This is a genomic window from Butyrivibrio sp., assembly GCF_017433805.1.
Lineage (GTDB): Bacteria > Bacillota > Clostridia > Lachnospirales > Lachnospiraceae > Butyrivibrio.
On sequence record NZ_JAFRGN010000014.1, the window covers coordinates 1 to 20,213 of the forward strand.

The following is a 20,213-nucleotide window of genomic DNA, read 5'->3' on the forward strand; positions in this document are numbered from 1 at the left end:
AAGCATGAAAAAGTAAAAACACGGCTTATTATTGGCTGATGAAAGTCAGCCTTTTTAGTGTACACAAAAATAATAAGGACAAGGCAAAAAGAAAACCTGTTGGGAAAAGAAATTGATTCTTGACTTTTCTTAGCAGGTTTTCTTGCTATAATTGACGCCCGGCTCTAAAATGGCTCAAAAAAATGAAAGACACCCCGACGGAGTGCCTTTAGAATGAACCATTACCTTAATTCTGAGAACCGGATTCTTTTTGTTCAGCCAAATATTCTTCATATTTTCTTTTTGTTTCGGTAATAGTATCTTCTTTGATTTCTCTTTGATAGTTTGGATGCGCGTTCTTATAATCTTCAACTGTATTTTTATTTGATATAGTGGATTTCAAATTTCTGAATGTAGGGCAACTCACTATATGGACGCCGTACCTTATCATGTTATTTGCGGTTGTGGAGATACCAATTTGGATCATCCTAACTATTGATAGTCATGAAAAGTATGTGGCAAATTGACTTATGTTGAACTCAAAAATCGAAATGATTGAGTTTATGCTTTTTTTATCCAGATAAGGTTATTTATGCATTGAGTTATGACGATAAAAGATAAAGAAAACTATAACTATGCATAAATGATTGCTTTTGTATCTACCATAATTCGGCTTCATATTCATGGATGTTTATATTTTGGAGGTGCTTTATGAGAATACAACAGAACACGGATGTTCAAATCAATCCTTTACAGAATCAGGACAATGCCAAAATTGCTAATGGCAAAGTGGCGAATAAGAATGGTAATTTGTCCTCAGTATCCGGTGCTAATCTGAAGGGTGAAAGTCTTGTCCAGCAGAGACAGGGACTTGCCAGAAAGCAGGCACTTAAGGTGGTTTCCGATGCATTTGGCGGAGAAAAGAAGCTGGATGCTCAGATGCAGTCTATTAAAGATGAGATAAAGCGCCTTCAGGACGAGATCAACGAAAAAACAGCGGACACTATGGAGAGTGACGCTAAGTTAAAAGAGCTTCAGGAAGAATATGGTATTGATCCCGATGGTGAAGAGAGCAAGGAACTGTCAAAACTGGCATTCAAGATGAATAATTCCAAAGACGGATTATCTGATGAAGAAATCAGTAAAATGTCGGAGTATCAGCAGAAAGCACTTTACTATGTGGCAGCAAATCAGCAGAATTCTCTTGATATAGATAAAGCTAAGGCTCAGCAGATGGGAAATGTTCAGGGCTACGCAGATATGAAAAGAGAGCGAGCTAAGTCACAGGATATGGAAAAAGCCCAGGATGCAGCTGAGGAAATAATGGAGGCGGCTAACGGAGAGGCTATAGCTCTTTTGACACAGGAAGCGGTCGAGCATGTTGATGAAGAGCAGAAGGAACGTGAGGAAGAAGCCAAAGAAGCTGCCGAAAAGAAGAAAGAAGAGAAGAAGGAAGAAGCAAAGAAACTCGAAAAAGAAGCTATGCAGCAGGAAATGAAAGAGAATATCAAGGAACACGCTGCTGAGAGCCAGAGGACCAGTGCTGACACAAAACGTGCCATAGCAAGAAGAGAACGTGCGGAGGCTGATAGGATGGATACCGAAGATATCCAGAAGACTATTATTTCAGATGGTGCATCTATGGAAGATACTCAAAATACAGTTAATTCTGAGATAACCAACATTCTTAACAGGCTCAGTCTTCTGTCTAATGATGTTAAAGGCAGTACGATTGATAATCAGATATAGCTAATAATCACCGGTGCCAAAACGGTGCCATGCGGAAACGAGGTTGCGCTTAGCTATATATAATATTAAGATGATGATATACTGTAACAGTGCATAGCTGACAGAGTTATGCACTGTTATAGTATAGAGATACTTAATGAGGGAAAAAATGGAGACAACAAGAACCGACTTACATGAGGAAGAATATCGCGAAGTATTCACAAGGGATGGCATAAGCCAGGGACGTATTGTACCAAAGCATGCGCCTGTTAATGAGGGCGATTACTTCAAGCAAATTCTTGTGATACTTAAAACCAAGGACAGCCCAGCAGCTGGAGAAGGTGTTGGAAAATATATAATGCAGCAGCGCTCTCTAAAGGCCAAGTACTATGCTGGAATGTGGGACGCTACCGGTGGATCTGTGTAGGCTGGGGAAATACCTGAGGAAGCTGCTGTAAGAGAAGTAAAGGAAGAACTTGGAATAAATATTGCAGTTAAAGACCTCGTTCCAGCCTGGAATTTTATAGCAGAGTGGAATAGTGGAACAGGACTTCTTTTCTCTGTGTTTGGTTGTAGGGCTGAAGTACCAACAAAAGGTTTTAATTTCGACAAGCGTGAAGTCAATGATGTTAAGATTGCGTCTTTTGATCAGTTCTACAAGTGTATGATGGATCACAATGATGTAGCATTCGGAGAAGGACTAAAGAAACTTGAAGCGAAACTATAAATGGTGGGAACGTTGCTAAGGAACTAGCAGAAATAATATAAACAATAGATTTCAGAGGGCACTGCGAAAAGTAGTGCTTTCTTTTTTATTGACATATATCGAACATCGATATAGCATATAGATAAGCAATATATAGACAATCGATATAAGGAGGACATGATGGCTGTTGATAAATCTCTTTTAACAGGAAGTATGACAATGCTGATTCTCAAGCTTTTGTCGGAAAAAGACATGTATGGATATGAAATGATCGATACCCTCAGGAAGAAGTCTCAGAATGTGTTTGAGCTTAAGGCTGGAACTCTTTATCCGCTTCTTCATGGATTGGAAGAGAAGGGAATGCTTAAGGTATACGAGCAGGAGTTTCTTGGAAAGACAAGGAAGTATTACAGCATTACCAAAGAGGGAAGAAAGCTTCTCAAAAGTAAGACAGAAGAATGGAATGTATATTCAGGTGCAATAGCAAATGTATTGGCGATGGGGGTATGACAATGGAGGAGTACATCAAAGCGCTACTTGAACAGGTGCGATTTAAGAAAGCTCATAAGGGAATTGAAGATGAACTCAGAGCACATATGGAGGATCAAATAGAAGACAATATAGCTGCCGGAATGGATAGGGAAGCAGCTGAAAAGGCAGCAGTAGCAGATATGGGAGATCCTGTTGAAGCAGGAATTTCCATGGATAGGGTACACAGACCAAGACTTGCCTGGAACGTTGTCGCTATAGCAGTTTTGATTGGAATTATTAGCAGTGTGATTCATGAATTAGTGGCAATAGATGCCGGATTGGCTGATGAATCTACTAGTGTAATTGGTAGTCATGTCTTTTACGCAAAAGTCCTGTTAGGGCTTGTGGCGATGATTGCAGTATATATAATTGACTATACCGTTATTGCGAAATATGCCAAGATAATAGCACTTGGAATGCTCGGGATACTGATACTTACTAAAATTGGAGTACTTGGTGTTAGGTATAATGGGCAGTATGTCTATATCGCGATTAAACCGTTTTATATCTTGGCATCAACATTTATGTTGCTATATATTCCTCTTTATGGCGCGATAATTTACAAATATCGAAGCGGGGGAGTAGGTGCTTTTCTTAGAGCACTGATGTGGATGATAATACCTGCGTTATTTGTACTGAGATGGCCAAGGGCTATGACGGCATTTGCGATGATAATGGCAATGGCAGTGCAGCTTTCAATAGCTGTAGCTAAAGGATGGTTTAAGATTCCGAAAAAGCTTACGATATGTTCATTGTGGGCGACAATTACGGTGATTCCAGTAGGGCTAATAGCTGTTCTTTATAATTTTAGGTTGATGTCAGACTACAAGATGGCTAGAATAAGGGCTATATGGGATATGGACATGGATCAGTCCTATGTGACAAAGACTGCACGCTCATTTAATGATGTTAATTTTGTAGGAGATACCGGTAAAAAAGTTCTGGGATATCTTCCAAATACGAATAGCGATTTTTTACTGACCTATCTTGCGAATAAGTATGGAGCATTGGTGGTCGTAATGATAGTAGCAACCGTGGCGGCAATAATAATAACAGGCTGTATCGCAGCTGCAAAGAGCAAAAATCAGCTGGGCCTGGTTATGGGTGTAGGATGTATGAATGTATTGCTTGTATATATGCTCGTTAACCTGTTCGAAAATATGGGCGCTATACCGTATACGGGATCATTCATGCCTTTCTTCTCGGCAGGTGGCAGCAATATAGTATTGGCGTACATCTTCTTGGGAATTATCCTCAGTATCTACAAGTATAAGGATGCCTATCCGCAGCACATTGATATTGGAATAAGGATAAAACTAAAAGATATTGAACTATAAAATGGACCACAAACCCCGTCCCCCAGGACCAAAGGAAACTTGAAGCGAGGCTGTAAACAATGGACCAATTTGAAAACATATCCATAGAAACTCCTGACCTTATCCTCAAAAAGGCACATTATGAGGATTGGGAGCCGCTGTATCGGAACATCTGGTGTCATCCGGAGTCTGCCAAGTACATGCTATGGAATGTTACTACCAGCGAGGAAGATGCGAAGGCACGAATTATCAGGACTATAGAGTTTGAGAAAAAAGAAAAATATGGCCTCATAGTGTATCTTAAATCCACTATGGAAGCCATTGGCTTTGCCTGCATGCGAGAAGTCGAGCCAGAGATTTACGAGGAAACTGGCATTGCTGTAGGCCCTGAATATGTCCGTAAGGGCTATGGAAGGCAGATTCTTACAGCACTTTGCGACGAAGCAAAACGTCAGGGAGTCAGAGAGTTCAGGGCAAGCTACCGTAAAATGAATTTGGCCTCCAAGGGGATGATTGAAGCCTGCGGGTTTGAATTTGATTTCGAATCTGAAGAAAAGGTAGACCCAAGGAACGGAGAGAAATATACTGTAGTTAATTGCAAGAAAAAATGGACCAAAGGGACGGGGTTATAGGACCAAAGTGATAAATGGACCACAAACCCCGTCCCCTAGGACCAATATTCAGGAGGACAAGATTATGGCTTCAAAATCTACTGAATTTCCTTATAGTATCAGGGATGTGCATATTAGTGATCCCTATATTCTTGCAGATGAGAAGACCGGTTTTTATTATACCTATGTTCAGTTTGTAGATTCTAAGAGATTTCCGGATGTAAAAGAAAATGAACCATGCTTTTATGTATTGAAATCTCCTGACCTTGTTAACTGGTCAGTGCCTAAAGTGTGTTTTAAAAAGGGCGATTTCTGGGCGGACAAAGATTATTGGGCTCCTGAATGCCATATTTGGAATGATAAATACTACATTATTTCATCTTTCAGAGCAGAGGGAAAATATAGAGGCTGTCAGTGTCTTATGGCTGACAGTCCTGAGGGCCCTTTTGAACCTGTTGGAGATGAACCAGTAACTCCTAAGGGCTGGCATTGCCTGGATGGAACATTGTTTGTGGATGACGAGAAAAATCCATGGATGGTCTTTTGTCATGAGTGGATGCAGGTTTATGACGGGCAGATATGCGCGATAAAGCTTGATAAAAGTCTTTCAAAAGCGGTGTCAGAACCAGAGATTTTGTTTAGAGCTTCAGAAGCTCCATGGCGCGGAAAGGCAGCAGCTGACGGAGGGCTCGTGACTGATGGTCCATTCCTTTATAGGATGAAATCAGGAACGCTGATAATGCTATGGTCAAGTTTTTCCGAGAGGGGCGGTTATACTGTTGGCTATGCCAGGTCAGCAAGTGGTACGATTCACGGACCTTGGATTCAGGAAGAAATCCCACTATATGCGCTGGATGGTGGTCATGCTATGCTCTTTAAGACCTTTGAAGGAAAGCTTATGATGTCATTGCATTGTCCCAATGTTCATGAGAGGAAGCGCATTCTTTTATTCGAGATGGAAGAAACTGGTGACAAACTTGCCATTCGCAATGAGATTACGGGAAACTGGTACAATAACGCTGGTGGAGGCGCTGAGAACTGGCATTACCAAAGTGTCTGCACCGAGGAGTTTTACTTATAAAAAGAGAAGGATTATTTAAAAGGAAAGGGGTAATACATGTTGCAGGAATTCTATATTGATAGTGATGGTGTGAAAATCCATGCCAAACTTGATCGCGTTGAGGGAAAAGATAAAAGTCCGCTTTGCATTCTGATTCATGGTTTTACAGGACACATGGAAGAGGATCATATCATAGCTGCTCAGCAGGCTATGAATAGAGCTGGGGTATCAGTTCTAAGGGCAGAGATGTACGGACATGGCGGAAGTGATGGAGAGTTCAAAGACCACACATTATATAAATGGGTTACCAATGCACTTTCAGTAGTTAAATATGCTAAGAGCCTGGATTTTGTGACGGACCTTTACCTGTGCGGCCATTCACAGGGAGGACTTCTTACAATGCTTATTGGAGGCATGTGCGCTGATGACTTCAAGGCCATAATCCCATTGTCTCCTGCATGGATGATTCCGGAAGTTGCCAGAGAAGGCAGCATACTTGGCACATCTTTTGATCCCAAGCATATTCCTGAAAAGATTAATTCTGGTGATTGGGAGTTATCAGGAGATTATATCAGGGTAGCTCAGACGATTCATGTAGAAGATGAGATAGACAGATATGAAGGTCCTGTTCTTATCATACATGGAGATGAGGACGAGGCTGTTCCCTATTCATACGGAGAAAAAGCAGCTAAGCTGTACAAGAACGCTAAACTCGTAACTATTCACGGAGATGATCACTGCTATACAAGGCATTTGAATGAATTGGCAGATGCACTACAGGCTTTCTTCGAAAACTAAAATGGAAAATGGACCACGAACCCCGTCCCTGTGGTCCATTTTTTGTGCCACAAATTCTAAAGTTTTTATAACCTTTGCTATCTATGCGCCTTGCGGGACCAAAATGGTGCTAAAATCAAATGTGGAGGGCGTTTCTTATGGGGTATTTAAGTAAAGAGCAGATGAAAAGAGTTATGTGGGTGTCTTTGTTCTGTATTCTGATGATTTTTCTCACAGCTCAGTTCACTTTTATGAGAGGGGCTAAAAATCTCGAACCAATCTATCTTTTGAATATCGGAATGGATATGGTGAGCATGGCGATGGGCTATGTGCTCTTTGTTTGCTTTGTAATAGATGTTCAAAAGAACGGATCGGATCTGCGATTTCTATTCGTGCTCCTGATAGTGGCATATGTAGGATGCTTTACAGATGCATGCGCATGGATCGTAGACGGCGTGCCAAGCCTTAGATGGGCTAACATTCTGGATAACACTCTTTATTATATGTGTGCACCGATAGAAGCCTGCTGTTTTTGGCTGTACACAATGACTTATCTTAAGCTTGACGACAAATACATCAGACTTATTGGTAAGTATATCGTTCTTACTTTAGCAATTCCAATTATGTTAAGGCTCATCAATCTTTTTACAGGAATCTATTTCACAATCGATGAAGCAGGAATTTATCACAGAAGTCCCAGGTATGCGGTTTCGATGATTTATGCCTTCACGGTAATGATCCTTGCGCTCATCGGAGTTATCTATCAGAGAAAAAAGCTCCAGAGATTTCAGATAGTAACATTCTTTGTATATGCCATAGCGCCCATAGCTATCGGAGTCATGACTGCATTCGTTTACGGACTTTCACCTAGTGCGTCAGTAGTTATGCTGGTGGTTCTATTAATGTACGGCGTACTCAATGTTAATCAGGGCCGCGAAAAAGCAGCAGCTGACAGAGACCTTGCAGTGGCAGCAGGCATCCAGGAGAATGTCCTTCCCAAGATTTTTCCATTTCTTCCAGAGAGAAAAGAGTTTGATATATATGCGACCATGAATCCGGCAAAAGAGGTAGGTGGAGACTTCTATGATTTCTTCCTGGTGGATGATGATCATATCGCAATGGTTATGGCTGATGTTTCAGGCAAGGGAATTCCGGCAGCTCTTTTTATGATGGTTGCGCGAACACTCATAAAAAACAGAGCGCTGTTAGGCGAGGAACCAGCTAAAGTTTTGCATGAAGTCAACAATCAGCTCTGTGAGGGAAATAAGGCGGAGCTCTTCGTGACAGTATGGATGGCCGTGATTTCTTTATCCACAGGAGAGGGACTTGCGGTTAATGCTGGACATGAACATCCAGCACTGCGTCACAAAGATGGACAGTATGAACTTGTAGAATACAAGCATTCTCCTGCAGTAGCCACAATGGAGGACTTAAACTTCAGACAGCATGCATTTAAGCTGGAGCCAGGAGATACTTTCTTTGTATATACGGACGGCGTTACAGAGGCCACAAATGCCAGCAACGAACTCTTTGGAACAAAGCGAATGCTTGAAGCACTCAACAAGAATCCAGACGCTGATCCACAGACACTTCTTGATAATGTATCAGAAGACATCAGCTCTTTTGTCAAGGAAGCCAAGCAGTTCGATGATATAACAATGCTGGCATTTCAGTTTAATGGATAATGGACCACTAACCCCGTCCCCTAGGTCCAAAAATATTTTTGCCATCTGCTTTTAATCTTCGTATAAAGAAGAGTGAGCAATGGTAAGGGTTATAAATGAGGAGGAAAAATATTATGAAAAAGAAAGCAGCAGTAGTAATGATTGGAATTGTACTTGGACTTACAGCATGCGGAAAGCAGGCTGCTGAGGCTCCAGCAGAGCAGGAAGTGCAGGTAGCAGAAGAAACAACAGAGGAAGCTGCAGAGGCAGAGGTAACAGAGCAGGCAGCAGAGGCGGAGCAGGAAGAGCTCATTGAAGATACAGTTATTTCTTCAGATCTTTTGACAATCACCATTCCTGATGAGTTCAAGGGCAAGACACTGGCTAAGGTAGATGGCCATGAAATCTATGTTTATGATAAAGCCTGCTACGAAGAAGGCTTTGGCGGATTTGTTTTCTCTGTAATTGTTGATAAGGATAACAAGGTTGTTCCTGGTGGAATGTACACCAAGGTCGGCGAGTACAAGACAGTTGGTGGACAGTCATACAATGTGTGCAGGAGTTATCCTTCAGAAGTTCAGTGGGATTACAATAAATATGATTCTATGCCAGAGGATTATGCAAGTCTCGATGCAGCAGTGGATTCCATACTTAAGACAGCTACAGCAAATGGCGATGGAACATATATGTACGGTGCTGGTAAAAACGGCGAAGATCTGTATGCTATGACAATCGACAAGTACGTTTGGGCACTTACTGAAGGTTGGGATGCAGACAAATTTGAGGAAGAGGGTATGAGCCCTGAGTTTTACGCTCTTGCAAAAACTGAGGGAGACAAGGCTTTCGATAAGATGGGCTATGCATATATGGATATTTCTAGTGATGGCGTTGACGAGCTTCTAGTTGGCGTAGTTGATGACAGCGATGAGCCAAGCGTTGTATATGATGTTTACACTATGGTAAATGGAGAGCCAGCACTTGTTGCAAGCGGATCAGCAAGAAACAGCTTCCGCGCTATGGAATATGGCGGTCTTGGAAATGTCTTTTCTAGTGGAGCAATGGAGAATGGTATCAGAGTTTACATGGTCAACCCAGAGACCACTGAGCTTAATTACCAGTATGGTGTTAAGTACGACGGCTACACAGATGAAAAGAAGCCATGGTTTGTAAATGAGAGCACAGACAGTGATGATACATGGGTAGAGGCTTCTGAGGAAGATTACAACATGTGGATCGAGCGTGCATCTGACCAGTTTATTAAGCTTGATTACACACCATTTTCTGAGCTTATTCCTATAGATTACTCCAAGGTAGACCTTTCCAAGTACGGAACCTTTACTGAGATGTTAAAAGACTTCAAGAAGGGTATGGGCTATGCAAATGTTCAGCTTGGAGATACAGATGTATTCCTTGCTTCATCAGCTACATATATTGGAGAAAATGACATTCCAAATGCCATCGATGCTTCAGTCTTCATGTACAATGAAAAGGGTGAGATCGAGTATCTCGGAAAGGTTGAGTCAGGCGGAACAGCTTATCCACTCATGATCGCTGATGGATATCTTTACTCAGGCGGACATCACTTCGCAGATAAGACAACAGTCAAGGATGGCAAGCTTGTTACAGAAGAAGCATCAGAAGAATTTGATGCTGATGGTAAAGCAACCTATTACTATGGAACAGAAAAAGTAGAAGATGACTCCAAGCTCACGGGACTCTTTGATGAGTACTTTGCAGGAGAAATCGTTGAGTTCACAGTAGAGAAAGAATAAAAACAGAATATAAATAGAAATCGTCCCCGGCCTGTGCAGAGGACGATTTTTTTATGCAATAAACACACGATCAATACTTGTTATGCACCTTCTCCGCGAAGCACATCATATCTTTTACCTGAATCTTGGTACCATCATCCAGAATTGCAGTTCCGGACATGTGACCAAATACCTGATGCTGGTCTGATACGATCAGCTTGTAGTCAAGGCATGCAGCTCTGTCGAGAACAGGAACAAAGTCCATCTCAAAGCGGCCGTCAGAGGATGTGAAGGTCCAGGGATCCATGTAGGAACTATCTGGAATGTTGAAGGTGATGTCATCCAGCTTGTGGGCTTTGCCATTGTAGAACAGGATATTCTCTGTCGCTGCTGAAGTATTTCCAAAGCCGTAGCCAATATTGAAGCCAAAAGAATTACCGTCTATATCAGTGTTACCTGAGCCCCAGTGCCAAGTATTATCATAAGTCCAAACGCCGCGTCCCCAGTCCAGGGTTCCGAAATCAGTGGCAGGATTGAACTCATATCTTTTTCCATCAAAAGACATATATCCGGAAGCTCTCATGCAGTTGATCTTCTGATTGTAGTAGAAGGCATGCTTCTGATCCCATGGAGTTGCGATGACCATGGTGTCCATATCCGGCTGAGCCAGGGATATATCGCAGTCAAAGGGCTTGCCCTGATAGAAGTTATCAAAGTGACAGGTGATATGTCTTGAACCATCAAGAACTTCGTACTTCATCTGAAGTCTCTTATCAGCATAGGTTGTGTCACCAGATGCTGAAGATGAAGGAAGATGAAGCTTACCAAGAGGAAAGGCATTAAGGACTGTCTCTGTGTGCTCCCAGGGCTTATCTCCGAATACCAGAAGAGACACAGACTGAAGACCAATATAGCCATCATCTGAAATAGTGAAGGCGCCTGCAAAGCCATCGGACAGTACAAGATAGTAGTCCCACTCTTTTATTCTCCATTTAGGAGCGCGGATCATAGACCTGTCATAGGTCTGCAAAAGACTTCTGGACCAGCCGGGCTCAGTAAGCTCGCCGTCCTTACCTAGAAGTGGATGAACAGTTGTAACTTCGTGATTTCTTCCCATGATTTTTCCTCCTGATAATATTTTACTATAAAAATGACACCTAAATAAAAAAGGTGTCATTTTTTTACGCTGACCTGAAAACTAAAATAAGCTCATAACAAACAACCAATATGTAATTGGAGGGAGGATCATTATGAAATTTAGAAGAGTTATGGCCAGCGTACTGGCAGGAATGATGACTCTGTCACTTGTAGCATGTGGAAGTGATGGAAGTGCATCAGCAGGCACAGAGACAGAGCAGACAGCAGATGCTAAGACTAATACAGAATCAGTAGGAACAAGCGGAGAGAAGCTTGTTATCTGGACTCTGGCAAAAGACCTTCAGACCTTCGCTGAGAAGTATGTAGAGGATCACGAGGTTCAGATCGAGACTGTTGTAATCGAACCAGCTGACTATGTTACAAAGGTTCAGACAGCTCTTAACGGCGGACAGACAACACCAGATATCATCGTAGGTGAGCCTCAGATGCTTGAGGATTTCTATGATGCAGGATATTTTGAGGACCTTAACCAGGCACCTTATAACGCTCAGGATTATGCTGATCAGATCGTTGATTATGTATGGGAAGTAGGACAGGATGCAGAAGGCATTCAGAGAGCTATTTCTTATCAGATCACACCAGCTGGTATCTACTACAGAAGAGATATCGCACAGGAAGTATTCGGTACAGATGATCCAGCAGAAGTTGGTAAGCTCTTTGCTGACTATCCAACAATACTCAGCACAGCACAGAAGCTTAAAGAAAATGGCTATCGTATCTTTGCTTCAGACGCAGAGATGGGCTATTTCTCAGGAGATACAGCATGGGTAGTAAATGACAAGCTTAACCTTGACCAGGCTCGTCTTGACTACATGGATCTTGTTTGTGACCTCTATCAGAACGACCTTACAGCTTATGCTAACCAGTGGTCAACACCTTGGTATCAGGCTATGGCAGGAGAGGTTCCTATCCTTACAGCAGAAGTTCAGAGCTATGCTGATGATTCAGTTAACGTATGGGATGCAGAAGCATTCGCAGAGGCAACCAAGGATCTTGCAACAACACAGGTATTTGCATTTGGACTTCCAAGCTGGGGAGTACTTACTCTGAGAGACAATGTTGGTGAAACATCAGGCAAATGGGGAGTATGTTCAGGACCAGCTTACGGTTTTGGAGGTGGCACTTTCATCGGCATTTCAGCGATGTCAGAGCACAAGGACCTGGCTTGGGACTTCCTTAAGTGGGTAACACTTGATGAGAACACTGCAGAGTGGTGGATCGAGAAATCAGAAGGCGACACAGTTTCACTTGTATCTGTTCTTGAGAAGCACAAAGACGACGAGAACGCAGTATATGGCGGACAGCACCTCTACAGCTTCTGGCAGGAGCAGGCAGCAGGCATCGACTACTCCAAGGTTACACGTTACGACAAGATCGTTAACGATGCATGGGGAGCAGCTTGCACAGCAGTTAAGACAGGCGAAGCTGACAAGGAAACAGCTATAAACGAATTCTACGATGTAGTTGAATCTACATACCCAGAAATTCAGATTGAGCGCTAATCCTTAAAACTTAATCTATACATTCGGGGCACTGCTGTGGTTGGCGGCAGCGCCCCGAAAATTACTATGAATGGAGAGAGTTAGTAGTAATTTACTTGGGAGGAAAATATGGCAGTAGCAAAAAAGAGAATGAAGAATAGGAACAACGCAGCATATCTGTTTGTGCTTCCTTTCATCATTGTTTTCCTGATCTTTAGTGTTTATCCTGTTTTCAGGACACTTTTTCTTAGCTTTACCACTTATAAAGGCTATGGCGAACCAGAGTTTACAGGCCTTGCCAATTATATAAGGGTGGTAAAAGACAAATTCTTCTGGCGTTCACTTTATAACACAGTCAAAATGTGGTCTCTTAACATCGTTCTTCAGCTGGGACTGGCATTTCTTCTGACAATTGTATTTAGTGACATCAAGTACAAGATTCGCGGACTTGCGATCTTCCGTGCAGTGTATTATCTGCCTAACTTAATAGCAGCAACATCAGTTGCTTTCCTGTTTAAGACACTTCTTGACTGGAAATACGGAACAGTTAACCAGATCCTTCTTGCATCAGGCCTTGTATCAGAGCAGATCAACTGGCTAGGACAGAAGTCCACAGCCTGGGCAGTAGTATCTGTGATTCAGGCGTGGATGTGGTTTGGTAACTCATTCATTATTCTCATGGCCGGTGTTCAGGGTATTCCAAACGACTACTTTGAAGCCGCAGCTATAGACGGAGCTGGCAGATGGAAGGTATTTGGAAGCATCACACTTCCTCTTTTACGCCCAATCCTTCTGTATGTGGCTGTCACATCACTTATTGGTGGACTGCAGCTCTTTGACCTGCCATTCCTTATTAACGGAGTAGCGGGAGCATCAACTGCCGGAGAGCCTGGAGGAACACTTCAGACGGTGGTTATGTACCTTTATAAATTTGGATTTGAAACTCGTCAGGTGGGCTTTGCATCTGCAATTGCCTATACCCTGTTCTTCATAATACTTTTTATTTCCGTAATGGAGTTCAAATTCCTGGGTGGAAAGGAGGACTAACAGATGGCTACCAAGATTAAAAAGACAATTCTATATGTACTACTGATCGCACTGGCCCTGATGTGTATTCTTCCCTTCTGGCTCATGATCGTAAACTCAACAAGATCCGGTGTTGAAATAACACATTCATTTTCCTTCCTGCCGGGCAAGAGCCTTCGGGATAACTGGGTAGTGTTATTTGATTATGTAAATCTTTTCAGGGGCCTGTTTAACAGTGTTAAAGTGGCTCTCCCGGCAACTCTCCTGACAGCGTACTTCTCAGCCATCACAGCCTTTGGAATGGCAATGTATGAGTGGAAGGGCAATAACCTTCTGTTCAGGATAATAGTTATCTTCATGATGATACCAGGCCAGCTCTCGCTCATTGGTTTTTACAACCTGTGCCAGAAGCTTCACCTGATTGACTCCTACATACCACTTATAATTCCTGCCATGGCGTCACCTGGAATAGTGTTCTTCTTAAGGCAGTACGTCAAGGCAACACTTTCCAAGGCGCTTATGGAAGCTGCCAGAATCGATGGTGCTTCAGAGATACATATTTTCCACAGAATTGTACTTACGATCATGGCACCTGGTATTGCAACTATGTCAATCGGAGCCTTCATTGGTAACTGGAACTCCTATCTGGTACCATTGATCCTCCTCAATACTCCTAAAAAGATGACGCTGCCAGTAATGATCTCTACTTTGAACGCAGCCACAGATCTTCAAAAGAACCAGGGTGCTATCTACCTTGGTGTAGCGATTTCGGTTGTACCGATAATCATCGTGTTCTGCTTCTGCTCCAAGTACATTATCAGCAGTATTTCAGCAGGCAGTGTAAAAGAATAAACAACAATTTGGCGGCCCCTCGGGACCGCCTACTTGCATTAATAAAATCTAATGCTATTATAGGTGGATAAGAATTAATAGTTTCCAAAATAATGGTACACAATCTGAGGAATTATAGATGAAAAGACTTCTCGAAAAGAGCCTTGTAATCCTTGCTGCAGCTGCATTTGCGTTAGCGGGCTGTGCAGGAGCGACTGATACTGACAAAGGTTCTGAGAAAACTGAAAATAATAGCGTAGTTTCCAAAGGGGACGATGTAACTCTTGACTGGTACATTAATTTTTCCTGGTTTAACACCAAGTGGGGAGATAATGCTGTATCAAAAGAAATTACAGATAAAACCGGAGTTAACATCAATTTCATTTCACCTCTTGGAAATGAGGAAGAAAAGCTCAATTCCCTTATAGCATCTGGTTCACTTCCTGACCTCATCACCCTTGGCTGGTGGGAGCCTCAGGTCAACGAGATGATTCAGGGGGATATGGTCTATGCTTTGAACGAGCTTGCTGATGAGTACGATCCTTACTTTTACGAGGTTACTGATCCACAGGCCATTTCCTGGTACACCCAGGCAGATGGAAATGTTTACGGATATCCTTGTTCTTCCGTAACACCTGATGATGTAACCAGTAACGACAACATCGGCTCCAATCAGACCTTCCTTGTGAGAAAAGACATATATGAGGCCATAGGAAGTCCCGATATGACTACCATAGAGGGTTTTGAAACAGCAGTTAAAAAAGCCAGCGAGATGTTTCCTGAAATAGATGGTAAGCCCCTTATACCTGTGGGCGCCCACATCTTTGATGATACCGGTAATGTCTCTTTTGACCTATATCTACAAAATTTCCTGGCCGTTCCTTATGAAAAGGATGGGGAACTATATGACAGGGATACTGATCCTGAGTACATCGAATGGCTCAAGATGTTCAGAAGACTTGGAGAGCAGGGATATCTATCAACGGATCTTTTCATAGATCAGAGAGTACAGATGGAGGAGAAGATCGCGGAAGGCAGGTATTTTTGTATGCTCTATCAGTACACAGATATGTCAGCTCAGCAGAAGGCACTCTATTCCAAGGATCCAGACAGCATCTATATAGCTGTTGACGGTCCCAAGAACAGAAACAGGGATGACCATGTCCTTCCCACCAACACAGTAAGTGGATGGACCATAACCATGGTGAGTAAGAACTGTAAGCACCCTGACAGGGCTATAGAGTTCATTGACTATATGCTATCAGAGGAAGGCCAGAAGACGGTTTATCTTGGCATTGAGGGAGTCACCTACGATGTGGTTGATGGAAAAGAAGTGGTGAAGCCTGAAGTCCAGCACCTTCTTGATACAGACAGAGGACAATATGACGCATTGTACGGCGCAGATGATGCCTATTGGATGTTCCAGGATAATGTAATGCAGCTCAAATGGAAACAGGAAACAACAGGGCCTACAGATCAGCTTGAGAAGTGGACTTACCCCTACGCCACCTACACCGGAGTCTATGACATAATCTTGCCGGCAGACACTGAGGATGCCTACACTAACGCGAGGATAGAGAAGCTCTGGAGCGAGACACTTCAGAACCTCCTGTTATCCAGAAGCGAAGAAGAATTTGATGAGATATTGGATAAGTTCATAGCGGACAGAAACGCCATGGGCTTTAAGCAATTGCAGGAAAAGAGATACAAGTATGTCGAAAGCGCAAAAGAAAAGCTTGGCATTAAGTAAAGGCTTAAAACTAAATACCAGACTTACAGGCGTTGTGCTCATCTTTGTAATGCTGCCAATAGCTATCCTTGGGGGAATTGTCTTTTACAATATGGAGCAGTCTTCCATAAGAGAGAACGTAAGCTTCATGCAGTCAACTATGGAAAGACGAAGGGACTCTATCTCCAACAATATTGATTCCATCAATATGACAACCCAGTTCTTTCTGACTAATGACACTATGAACAACGTGCTCATATGTGCGGCCCAGGGCGGGCAGTACAGCACAAGGCAGCTCATTGATATCTACAGAAATGATGTAGCGGCTCTTGAAAGGCTTATCAACAACAACCCGGTTCTTCATGGAGTTCGCTACTATGCCATAAATGACAACGTTCAGGAGATGATGCCAGTACTGTTTAACCACAACCGTATGAACAGGCAGAAGTGGGCAGGAATGGCAAGTACAGGGGGATGGTTCTTTGACTATCAGGACAATCTTTTTGCTGGCTATGAGGACTCACCGATGATTGGACTCATTACTCCTGTGACTGACAGACAGCACGGACGGATTGGCGTTATCGAAGCCAACATGACTATGCGGACCATGTTCCCGTCAATGTATGAGGACATAAAGGGAGAGAGCAGCTGCTTTGTAACAGATGATGGCAGGATAATCTACGGAAGTAATGAAGATGACAGCATAGCACAGATAGCCACAGAGCTTGCAGACACCCTTAAGTCATCCCAGGACATAGCAGATGCTTCCAGGATCATCACCAGTTATAAGAGGGAAAAGAAAAGCGTTATTTCCGGAATGTATATCCCAGAGCTTCTGGGAACACTGGTTTCCGTTGATGATATTTCAGAGAGCCTTAGTGAAGTCTATAAGCTTAGGACCAATTACATCATTGGCATGCTGATAATCCTCGCAGGAATGGCCTTTGTAATTGACGTTGTAGTTAACCACGTACTCAAAAAGTTCTATGAGGTTTTATCAACCATCAGAAAGGTCAGAAGTGGCGATCTTGATGTGAGGACTATTGAGAGTGGCAGAGACGATGAAATGGGTGAGCTCGCCCATCAGGTCAACAGGATGCTTGATAACATTCAGGAGCTCATGAAGGAAAATATCAGCAGAGAAGTGCTGGTCAAAGATTCACAGATCAGAGCCCTTCAGAATCAGATAAATGCCCACTTCATTTACAACGTCCTTGAGTCCATCAAAATGATGGCGGAGATAAAAGAGGACTATGATATCTCGGACGCTATTACGAGCCTTGGTAAGCTCCTTAGATACAGCATGAAATGGACTTCTGATACGGTAATGGTATCTGAGGAAATAGAGTACATCAAGAACTACATGGCTCTTATAAATCTTAGATTTGACTACGAGATATATCTTTCTCTGAATGTGCCGGATGAGATCATGCAGCAAAGAATCCCCAAGATGTCGCTGCAGCCCATTATCGAAAATGCCATTATTCACGGCATAGAAGAGCTTGCTGATGACACCACGATTTACGTCAAGGGAATACCTGAGGGCGACTATTGCACAATTGAGATAACTGATAATGGCCGAGGCATGAACGCAGAGGAGCTTGAGACGCTTCGGAAAAAGATATCCGGAGAGATCAAGACAGAAGGCGGCTCCAGCAATGGAATCGGACTTAAAAATGTACAGGACAGAATCCGCATGGAATATGGTGATAAGTGCGGAATTGATGTAGCAACTATGGAAGGGTGCTACACCAAGGTTTACGTGAGAATCCCTATGAAAAGAGGTTTGACGCATGCAGACAGTACTGGTAGTTGAGGATGAAAAGTTAATAAGACAGGGCATTTCCGCCATGATAAAAAGATGCGGAGTTCCTGTAGGTGAAGTTATAGAGTGTGCCAATGGTCTTAAGGCCATGGAGGTGCTAAGAGAGCGGGCTATAGATGTTATGTTCACTGACATCAGAATGCCCAAGATGAACGGCATAGAGCTGGTCAAAGAAATGCAGAGCCTTGAGAACATGCCTATTACCATAGCTGTAAGTGGCTATGATGATTTCTCCTACGCTGTAGAGATGATGAGACAGGGCGTAAGGGAGTATATTCTTAAGCCTGTTGAGAGAGATAAGCTCCGCGAAGTAATGGAGAAGCTGGAAAAAGAGATCAGCCAGAAAAACGTTACAGCAGAGAAAACTGAAAAGCTCGGCAAGCAGTTCCTTAAGTACATCTTAACTGATGGAAATGAGGAGCATGAAGACCTTGATATCATCGGCAAAAGGATAAAGGCTGATGTGGGAGAGGAGTATCTTGTTCTTGTTACTAGTAAGGAAGACGATGTCCAGAAAGAACTGGTTACTATTAATTCCATAGCTGAGATAGACGAAAATGAAGTTTTTATCATTGGAAAAGACAAAGTGGCAGAGATAAGATCACGTCTATCTGAGGTCGATGAATATATATCAAGCGCTGGAATAAGTGACAGCTACACTGATATCGGCGATCTTAAAAAGGCTTATCTTCAGGCCAAAAATAGAAGGCAGAGAGCTTTCTTTAGAGAGGAACTGGTCTTGTCAGATGAGGATACCAAGGTTCCGGAAGCACTTCTTGAAAATGGCAAAAAGCTATGTGACAAGGTAGCAGTCAGTGCCAGAGTACAGCTCACCGGCACAGACAGGGCAGAAACCATAGAAAAAGAATGGAATTCCTTTTTTACGGCAGCAGCCAGAAGGCAGATAAGTCCTGAGGACTTTGCCAAGGCCATGGCTCTTTTTGTTCAGGAATATGAGAGTGTATATAAGAAATCTCTTCAGGATAAGCTGGGAAATCCATTTATTTACAGCTCTTTATCCGAGTACAAAGAAATGCTTTTTGATACTGTTTTTGAGGAAAATGGAAGGCTCCTTGACAGGGCTGGAGAGGGCCAGGCAGATAAGAAAATGTTCAAGGCCGTTAACTACATCCGGGAGAACTTTAACACAGATATAAACATGGCTGTGGTTTCTAACTATGTTTCAATGAACTATTCTCTGTTCTCAACCGCCTTCAAGAACTATACAGGTATCAACTTTGTATCTTACGTAAGGGGACTTAGGATTGAAGAGGCCAAGAGGCTTCTAAGAGAAACAACCATGAGAGTTAATGAGATTGGACAAAGGGTTGGATACGATAATGACAAGCATTTCATGAAAAATTTCAAGGAATCCGTTGGAGTATCTCCCAGTGAATACCGCAGAAATACAGCAATCTGATACTGAGTATTGCGTAACAATCAGATACAAAACTGCAATCGCCAGAATATAGACTATCACATATTACCAAGGGACAGAACCATCTCGGCTGCTTCTACCATGTTGCAGCCGGATTCCATGGAACACTTCTGGAGATATTTGTGAGCCTCAGGCTCAGTCATATGGTGTTTGTCCATCAGTAAGTCCTTAGCTTTATTAATGATCTGTTTATCAGCATCGCTTCTATTGAGGCGGTGCTGTTTTGCTTTCTTACGGGCACGGGAAACACCCTCCATCATCATGCTGATGGTGGAGTAGAGATCATCCTTGGTAATAGGTGTTGGAAGGTAGATAAGACGTGAATTATCGTTGCCTGCAGGTGCTTTGTCCGGAGAGGCAATCATGAGCATCTGAAAGTATCCGGGCAGATCCTCTACAAGGTCAGAATAGAGCATGTCACTTAAGCGGTAGCCACATACGATGACTCCGCTTCCGAGATCCTCCATGGCGGACAGGGCCTGCATGCCGGAAGTGACAGCGGTAATGTTGTCAAATCCACCACGGAGCAATATGCTTTTGAATTTATGGGCATCCTCTGCCTTGGCAAAAGCAACGATAATGTTCACAAATCTAACCTCAAA

At 42.8% G+C, this 20,213-nt stretch carries 18 protein-coding genes; 16 read left to right on the forward strand and 2 right to left on the reverse strand.

The genetic code is table 11. The features are described 5' to 3' along the window. Positions 1-690 precede the first annotated feature (690 nt). From IJI01_RS05380 to IJI01_RS05425, 10 genes are all read left to right on the forward strand, one after another. Positions 691-1,728, forward strand: coding sequence for a hypothetical protein (locus IJI01_RS05380; RefSeq protein ID WP_292186965.1), 1,038 nt, complete (start codon positions 691-693; stop codon positions 1,726-1,728). A 148-nt stretch (positions 1,729-1,876) separates the two neighbouring features. Beyond that, on the forward strand, positions 1,877-2,134 hold the full coding sequence (locus IJI01_RS05385; protein ID WP_292186970.1) for a hypothetical protein: 258 nt from the start codon (positions 1,877-1,879) through the stop codon (positions 2,132-2,134). Positions 2,135-2,143: 9 nt separating this feature from the next. Beyond that, the gene (locus tag IJI01_RS05390) at positions 2,144-2,434 is read left to right on the forward strand and encodes an NUDIX domain-containing protein (protein WP_292187060.1); all 291 of its coding nucleotides are present in this window, start codon (positions 2,144-2,146) and stop codon (positions 2,432-2,434) included. Between the two features lie 159 nt (positions 2,435-2,593). Then, entirely contained in the window at positions 2,594-2,923 is a 330-nt protein-coding gene (locus IJI01_RS05395; RefSeq protein ID WP_292186974.1) for a PadR family transcriptional regulator, read from the forward strand. 2 nt (positions 2,924-2,925) lie between these two features. Continuing rightward, positions 2,926-4,281 carry an FtsW/RodA/SpoVE family cell cycle protein gene (locus tag IJI01_RS05400; protein ID WP_292186976.1) on the forward strand — a complete coding sequence of 452 codons (1,356 nt, stop codon included), beginning with the start codon at positions 2,926-2,928 and terminating at the stop codon, positions 4,279-4,281. 59 nt (positions 4,282-4,340) lie between these two features. Then, positions 4,341-4,892, forward strand: coding sequence for a GNAT family N-acetyltransferase (locus IJI01_RS05405; protein ID WP_292186979.1), 552 nt, complete (start codon positions 4,341-4,343; stop codon positions 4,890-4,892). Positions 4,893-4,956: 64 nt separating this feature from the next. Continuing rightward, positions 4,957-5,952, forward strand: coding sequence for a glycoside hydrolase family 43 protein (locus tag IJI01_RS05410; RefSeq protein WP_292186982.1), 996 nt, complete (start codon positions 4,957-4,959; stop codon positions 5,950-5,952). A 36-nt stretch (positions 5,953-5,988) separates the two neighbouring features. Further along, positions 5,989-6,729 (forward strand): alpha/beta hydrolase family protein, encoded by a 741-nt coding sequence (locus IJI01_RS05415; protein ID WP_292186985.1) that lies wholly within the window; start codon positions 5,989-5,991, stop codon positions 6,727-6,729. 137 nt (positions 6,730-6,866) lie between these two features. Beyond that, positions 6,867-8,393 carry a PP2C family protein-serine/threonine phosphatase gene (locus IJI01_RS05420; protein ID WP_292186988.1) on the forward strand — a complete coding sequence of 509 codons (1,527 nt, stop codon included), beginning with the start codon at positions 6,867-6,869 and terminating at the stop codon, positions 8,391-8,393. 113 nt (positions 8,394-8,506) lie between these two features. After that, on the forward strand, positions 8,507-10,144 hold the full coding sequence (locus IJI01_RS05425) for a hypothetical protein (RefSeq protein ID WP_292186991.1): 1,638 nt from the start codon (positions 8,507-8,509) through the stop codon (positions 10,142-10,144). A 70-nt stretch (positions 10,145-10,214) separates the two neighbouring features. On the opposite strand, the gene IJI01_RS05430 is transcribed toward IJI01_RS05425, so the two are convergent. Beyond that, a complete protein-coding gene (locus tag IJI01_RS05430; protein WP_292186994.1) occupies positions 10,215-11,240 on the reverse strand; it encodes a DUF2804 domain-containing protein in 1,026 nt (341 codons plus the stop codon). Positions 11,241-11,373: 133 nt separating this feature from the next. Between IJI01_RS05430 and IJI01_RS05435 the strand changes: the two genes are divergently transcribed. From IJI01_RS05435 to IJI01_RS05460, 6 genes are all read left to right on the forward strand, one after another. Further along, the gene (locus IJI01_RS05435) at positions 11,374-12,783 is read left to right on the forward strand and encodes an ABC transporter substrate-binding protein (RefSeq protein WP_292186997.1); all 1,410 of its coding nucleotides are present in this window, start codon (positions 11,374-11,376) and stop codon (positions 12,781-12,783) included. Positions 12,784-12,891: 108 nt separating this feature from the next. Further along, positions 12,892-13,809, forward strand: a complete 918-nt coding sequence (locus tag IJI01_RS05440; RefSeq protein ID WP_292186999.1) for a carbohydrate ABC transporter permease — start codon at positions 12,892-12,894, stop codon at positions 13,807-13,809. Between the two features lie 3 nt (positions 13,810-13,812). Beyond that, positions 13,813-14,640 carry a carbohydrate ABC transporter permease gene (locus IJI01_RS05445; protein WP_292187002.1) on the forward strand — a complete coding sequence of 276 codons (828 nt, stop codon included), beginning with the start codon at positions 13,813-13,815 and terminating at the stop codon, positions 14,638-14,640. 118 nt (positions 14,641-14,758) lie between these two features. After that, a complete protein-coding gene (locus IJI01_RS05450; protein WP_292187004.1) occupies positions 14,759-16,369 on the forward strand; it encodes an extracellular solute-binding protein in 1,611 nt (536 codons plus the stop codon). Further along, positions 16,332-18,164, forward strand: a complete 1,833-nt coding sequence (locus IJI01_RS05455) for a sensor histidine kinase (RefSeq protein ID WP_292187006.1) — start codon at positions 16,332-16,334, stop codon at positions 18,162-18,164. Before IJI01_RS05450 ends, IJI01_RS05455 begins: the two co-directional genes overlap by 38 nt. Then, positions 18,142-19,593, forward strand: coding sequence for a response regulator transcription factor (locus tag IJI01_RS05460; RefSeq protein WP_292187009.1), 1,452 nt, complete (start codon positions 18,142-18,144; stop codon positions 19,591-19,593). The genes IJI01_RS05455 and IJI01_RS05460 overlap by 23 nt, the downstream gene beginning before the upstream one ends. Before the next feature lie 56 nt (positions 19,594-19,649). On the opposite strand, the gene IJI01_RS05465 is transcribed toward IJI01_RS05460, so the two are convergent. Then, on the reverse strand, positions 19,650-20,198 hold the full coding sequence (locus IJI01_RS05465; protein WP_292187011.1) for an ANTAR domain-containing response regulator: 549 nt from the start codon (positions 20,196-20,198) through the stop codon (positions 19,650-19,652). Positions 20,199-20,213: the final 15 nt, after the last annotated feature.

Bases quoted from the DNA above. Each gene is read 5' to 3' on its own strand.
- IJI01_RS05380 (WP_292186965.1), top strand. From the start codon at position 691: ATGAGAATACAACAGAACACGGATGTTCAAATCAATCCTTTACAGAAT.
- IJI01_RS05385 (WP_292186970.1), top strand. From the start codon at position 1,877: ATGGAGACAACAAGAACCGACTTACATGAGGAAGAATATCGCGAAGTA.
- IJI01_RS05395 (WP_292186974.1), top strand. From the start codon at position 2,594: ATGGCTGTTGATAAATCTCTTTTAACAGGAAGTATGACAATGCTGATT.
- IJI01_RS05400 (WP_292186976.1), top strand. From the start codon at position 2,926: ATGGAGGAGTACATCAAAGCGCTACTTGAACAGGTGCGATTTAAGAAA.
- IJI01_RS05405 (WP_292186979.1), top strand. From the start codon at position 4,341: ATGGACCAATTTGAAAACATATCCATAGAAACTCCTGACCTTATCCTC.
- IJI01_RS05410 (WP_292186982.1), top strand. From the start codon at position 4,957: ATGGCTTCAAAATCTACTGAATTTCCTTATAGTATCAGGGATGTGCAT.
- IJI01_RS05415 (WP_292186985.1), top strand. From the start codon at position 5,989: ATGTTGCAGGAATTCTATATTGATAGTGATGGTGTGAAAATCCATGCC.
- IJI01_RS05420 (WP_292186988.1), top strand. From the start codon at position 6,867: ATGGGGTATTTAAGTAAAGAGCAGATGAAAAGAGTTATGTGGGTGTCT.
- IJI01_RS05425 (WP_292186991.1), top strand. From the start codon at position 8,507: ATGAAAAAGAAAGCAGCAGTAGTAATGATTGGAATTGTACTTGGACTT.
- IJI01_RS05430 (WP_292186994.1), bottom strand. From the start codon at position 11,240: ATGGGAAGAAATCACGAAGTTACAACTGTTCATCCACTTCTAGGTAAG.
- IJI01_RS05435 (WP_292186997.1), top strand. From the start codon at position 11,374: ATGAAATTTAGAAGAGTTATGGCCAGCGTACTGGCAGGAATGATGACT.
- IJI01_RS05440 (WP_292186999.1), top strand. From the start codon at position 12,892: ATGGCAGTAGCAAAAAAGAGAATGAAGAATAGGAACAACGCAGCATAT.
- IJI01_RS05445 (WP_292187002.1), top strand. From the start codon at position 13,813: ATGGCTACCAAGATTAAAAAGACAATTCTATATGTACTACTGATCGCA.
- IJI01_RS05450 (WP_292187004.1), top strand. From the start codon at position 14,759: ATGAAAAGACTTCTCGAAAAGAGCCTTGTAATCCTTGCTGCAGCTGCA.
- IJI01_RS05455 (WP_292187006.1), top strand. From the start codon at position 16,332: ATGTCGAAAGCGCAAAAGAAAAGCTTGGCATTAAGTAAAGGCTTAAAA.
- IJI01_RS05460 (WP_292187009.1), top strand. From the start codon at position 18,142: ATGCAGACAGTACTGGTAGTTGAGGATGAAAAGTTAATAAGACAGGGC.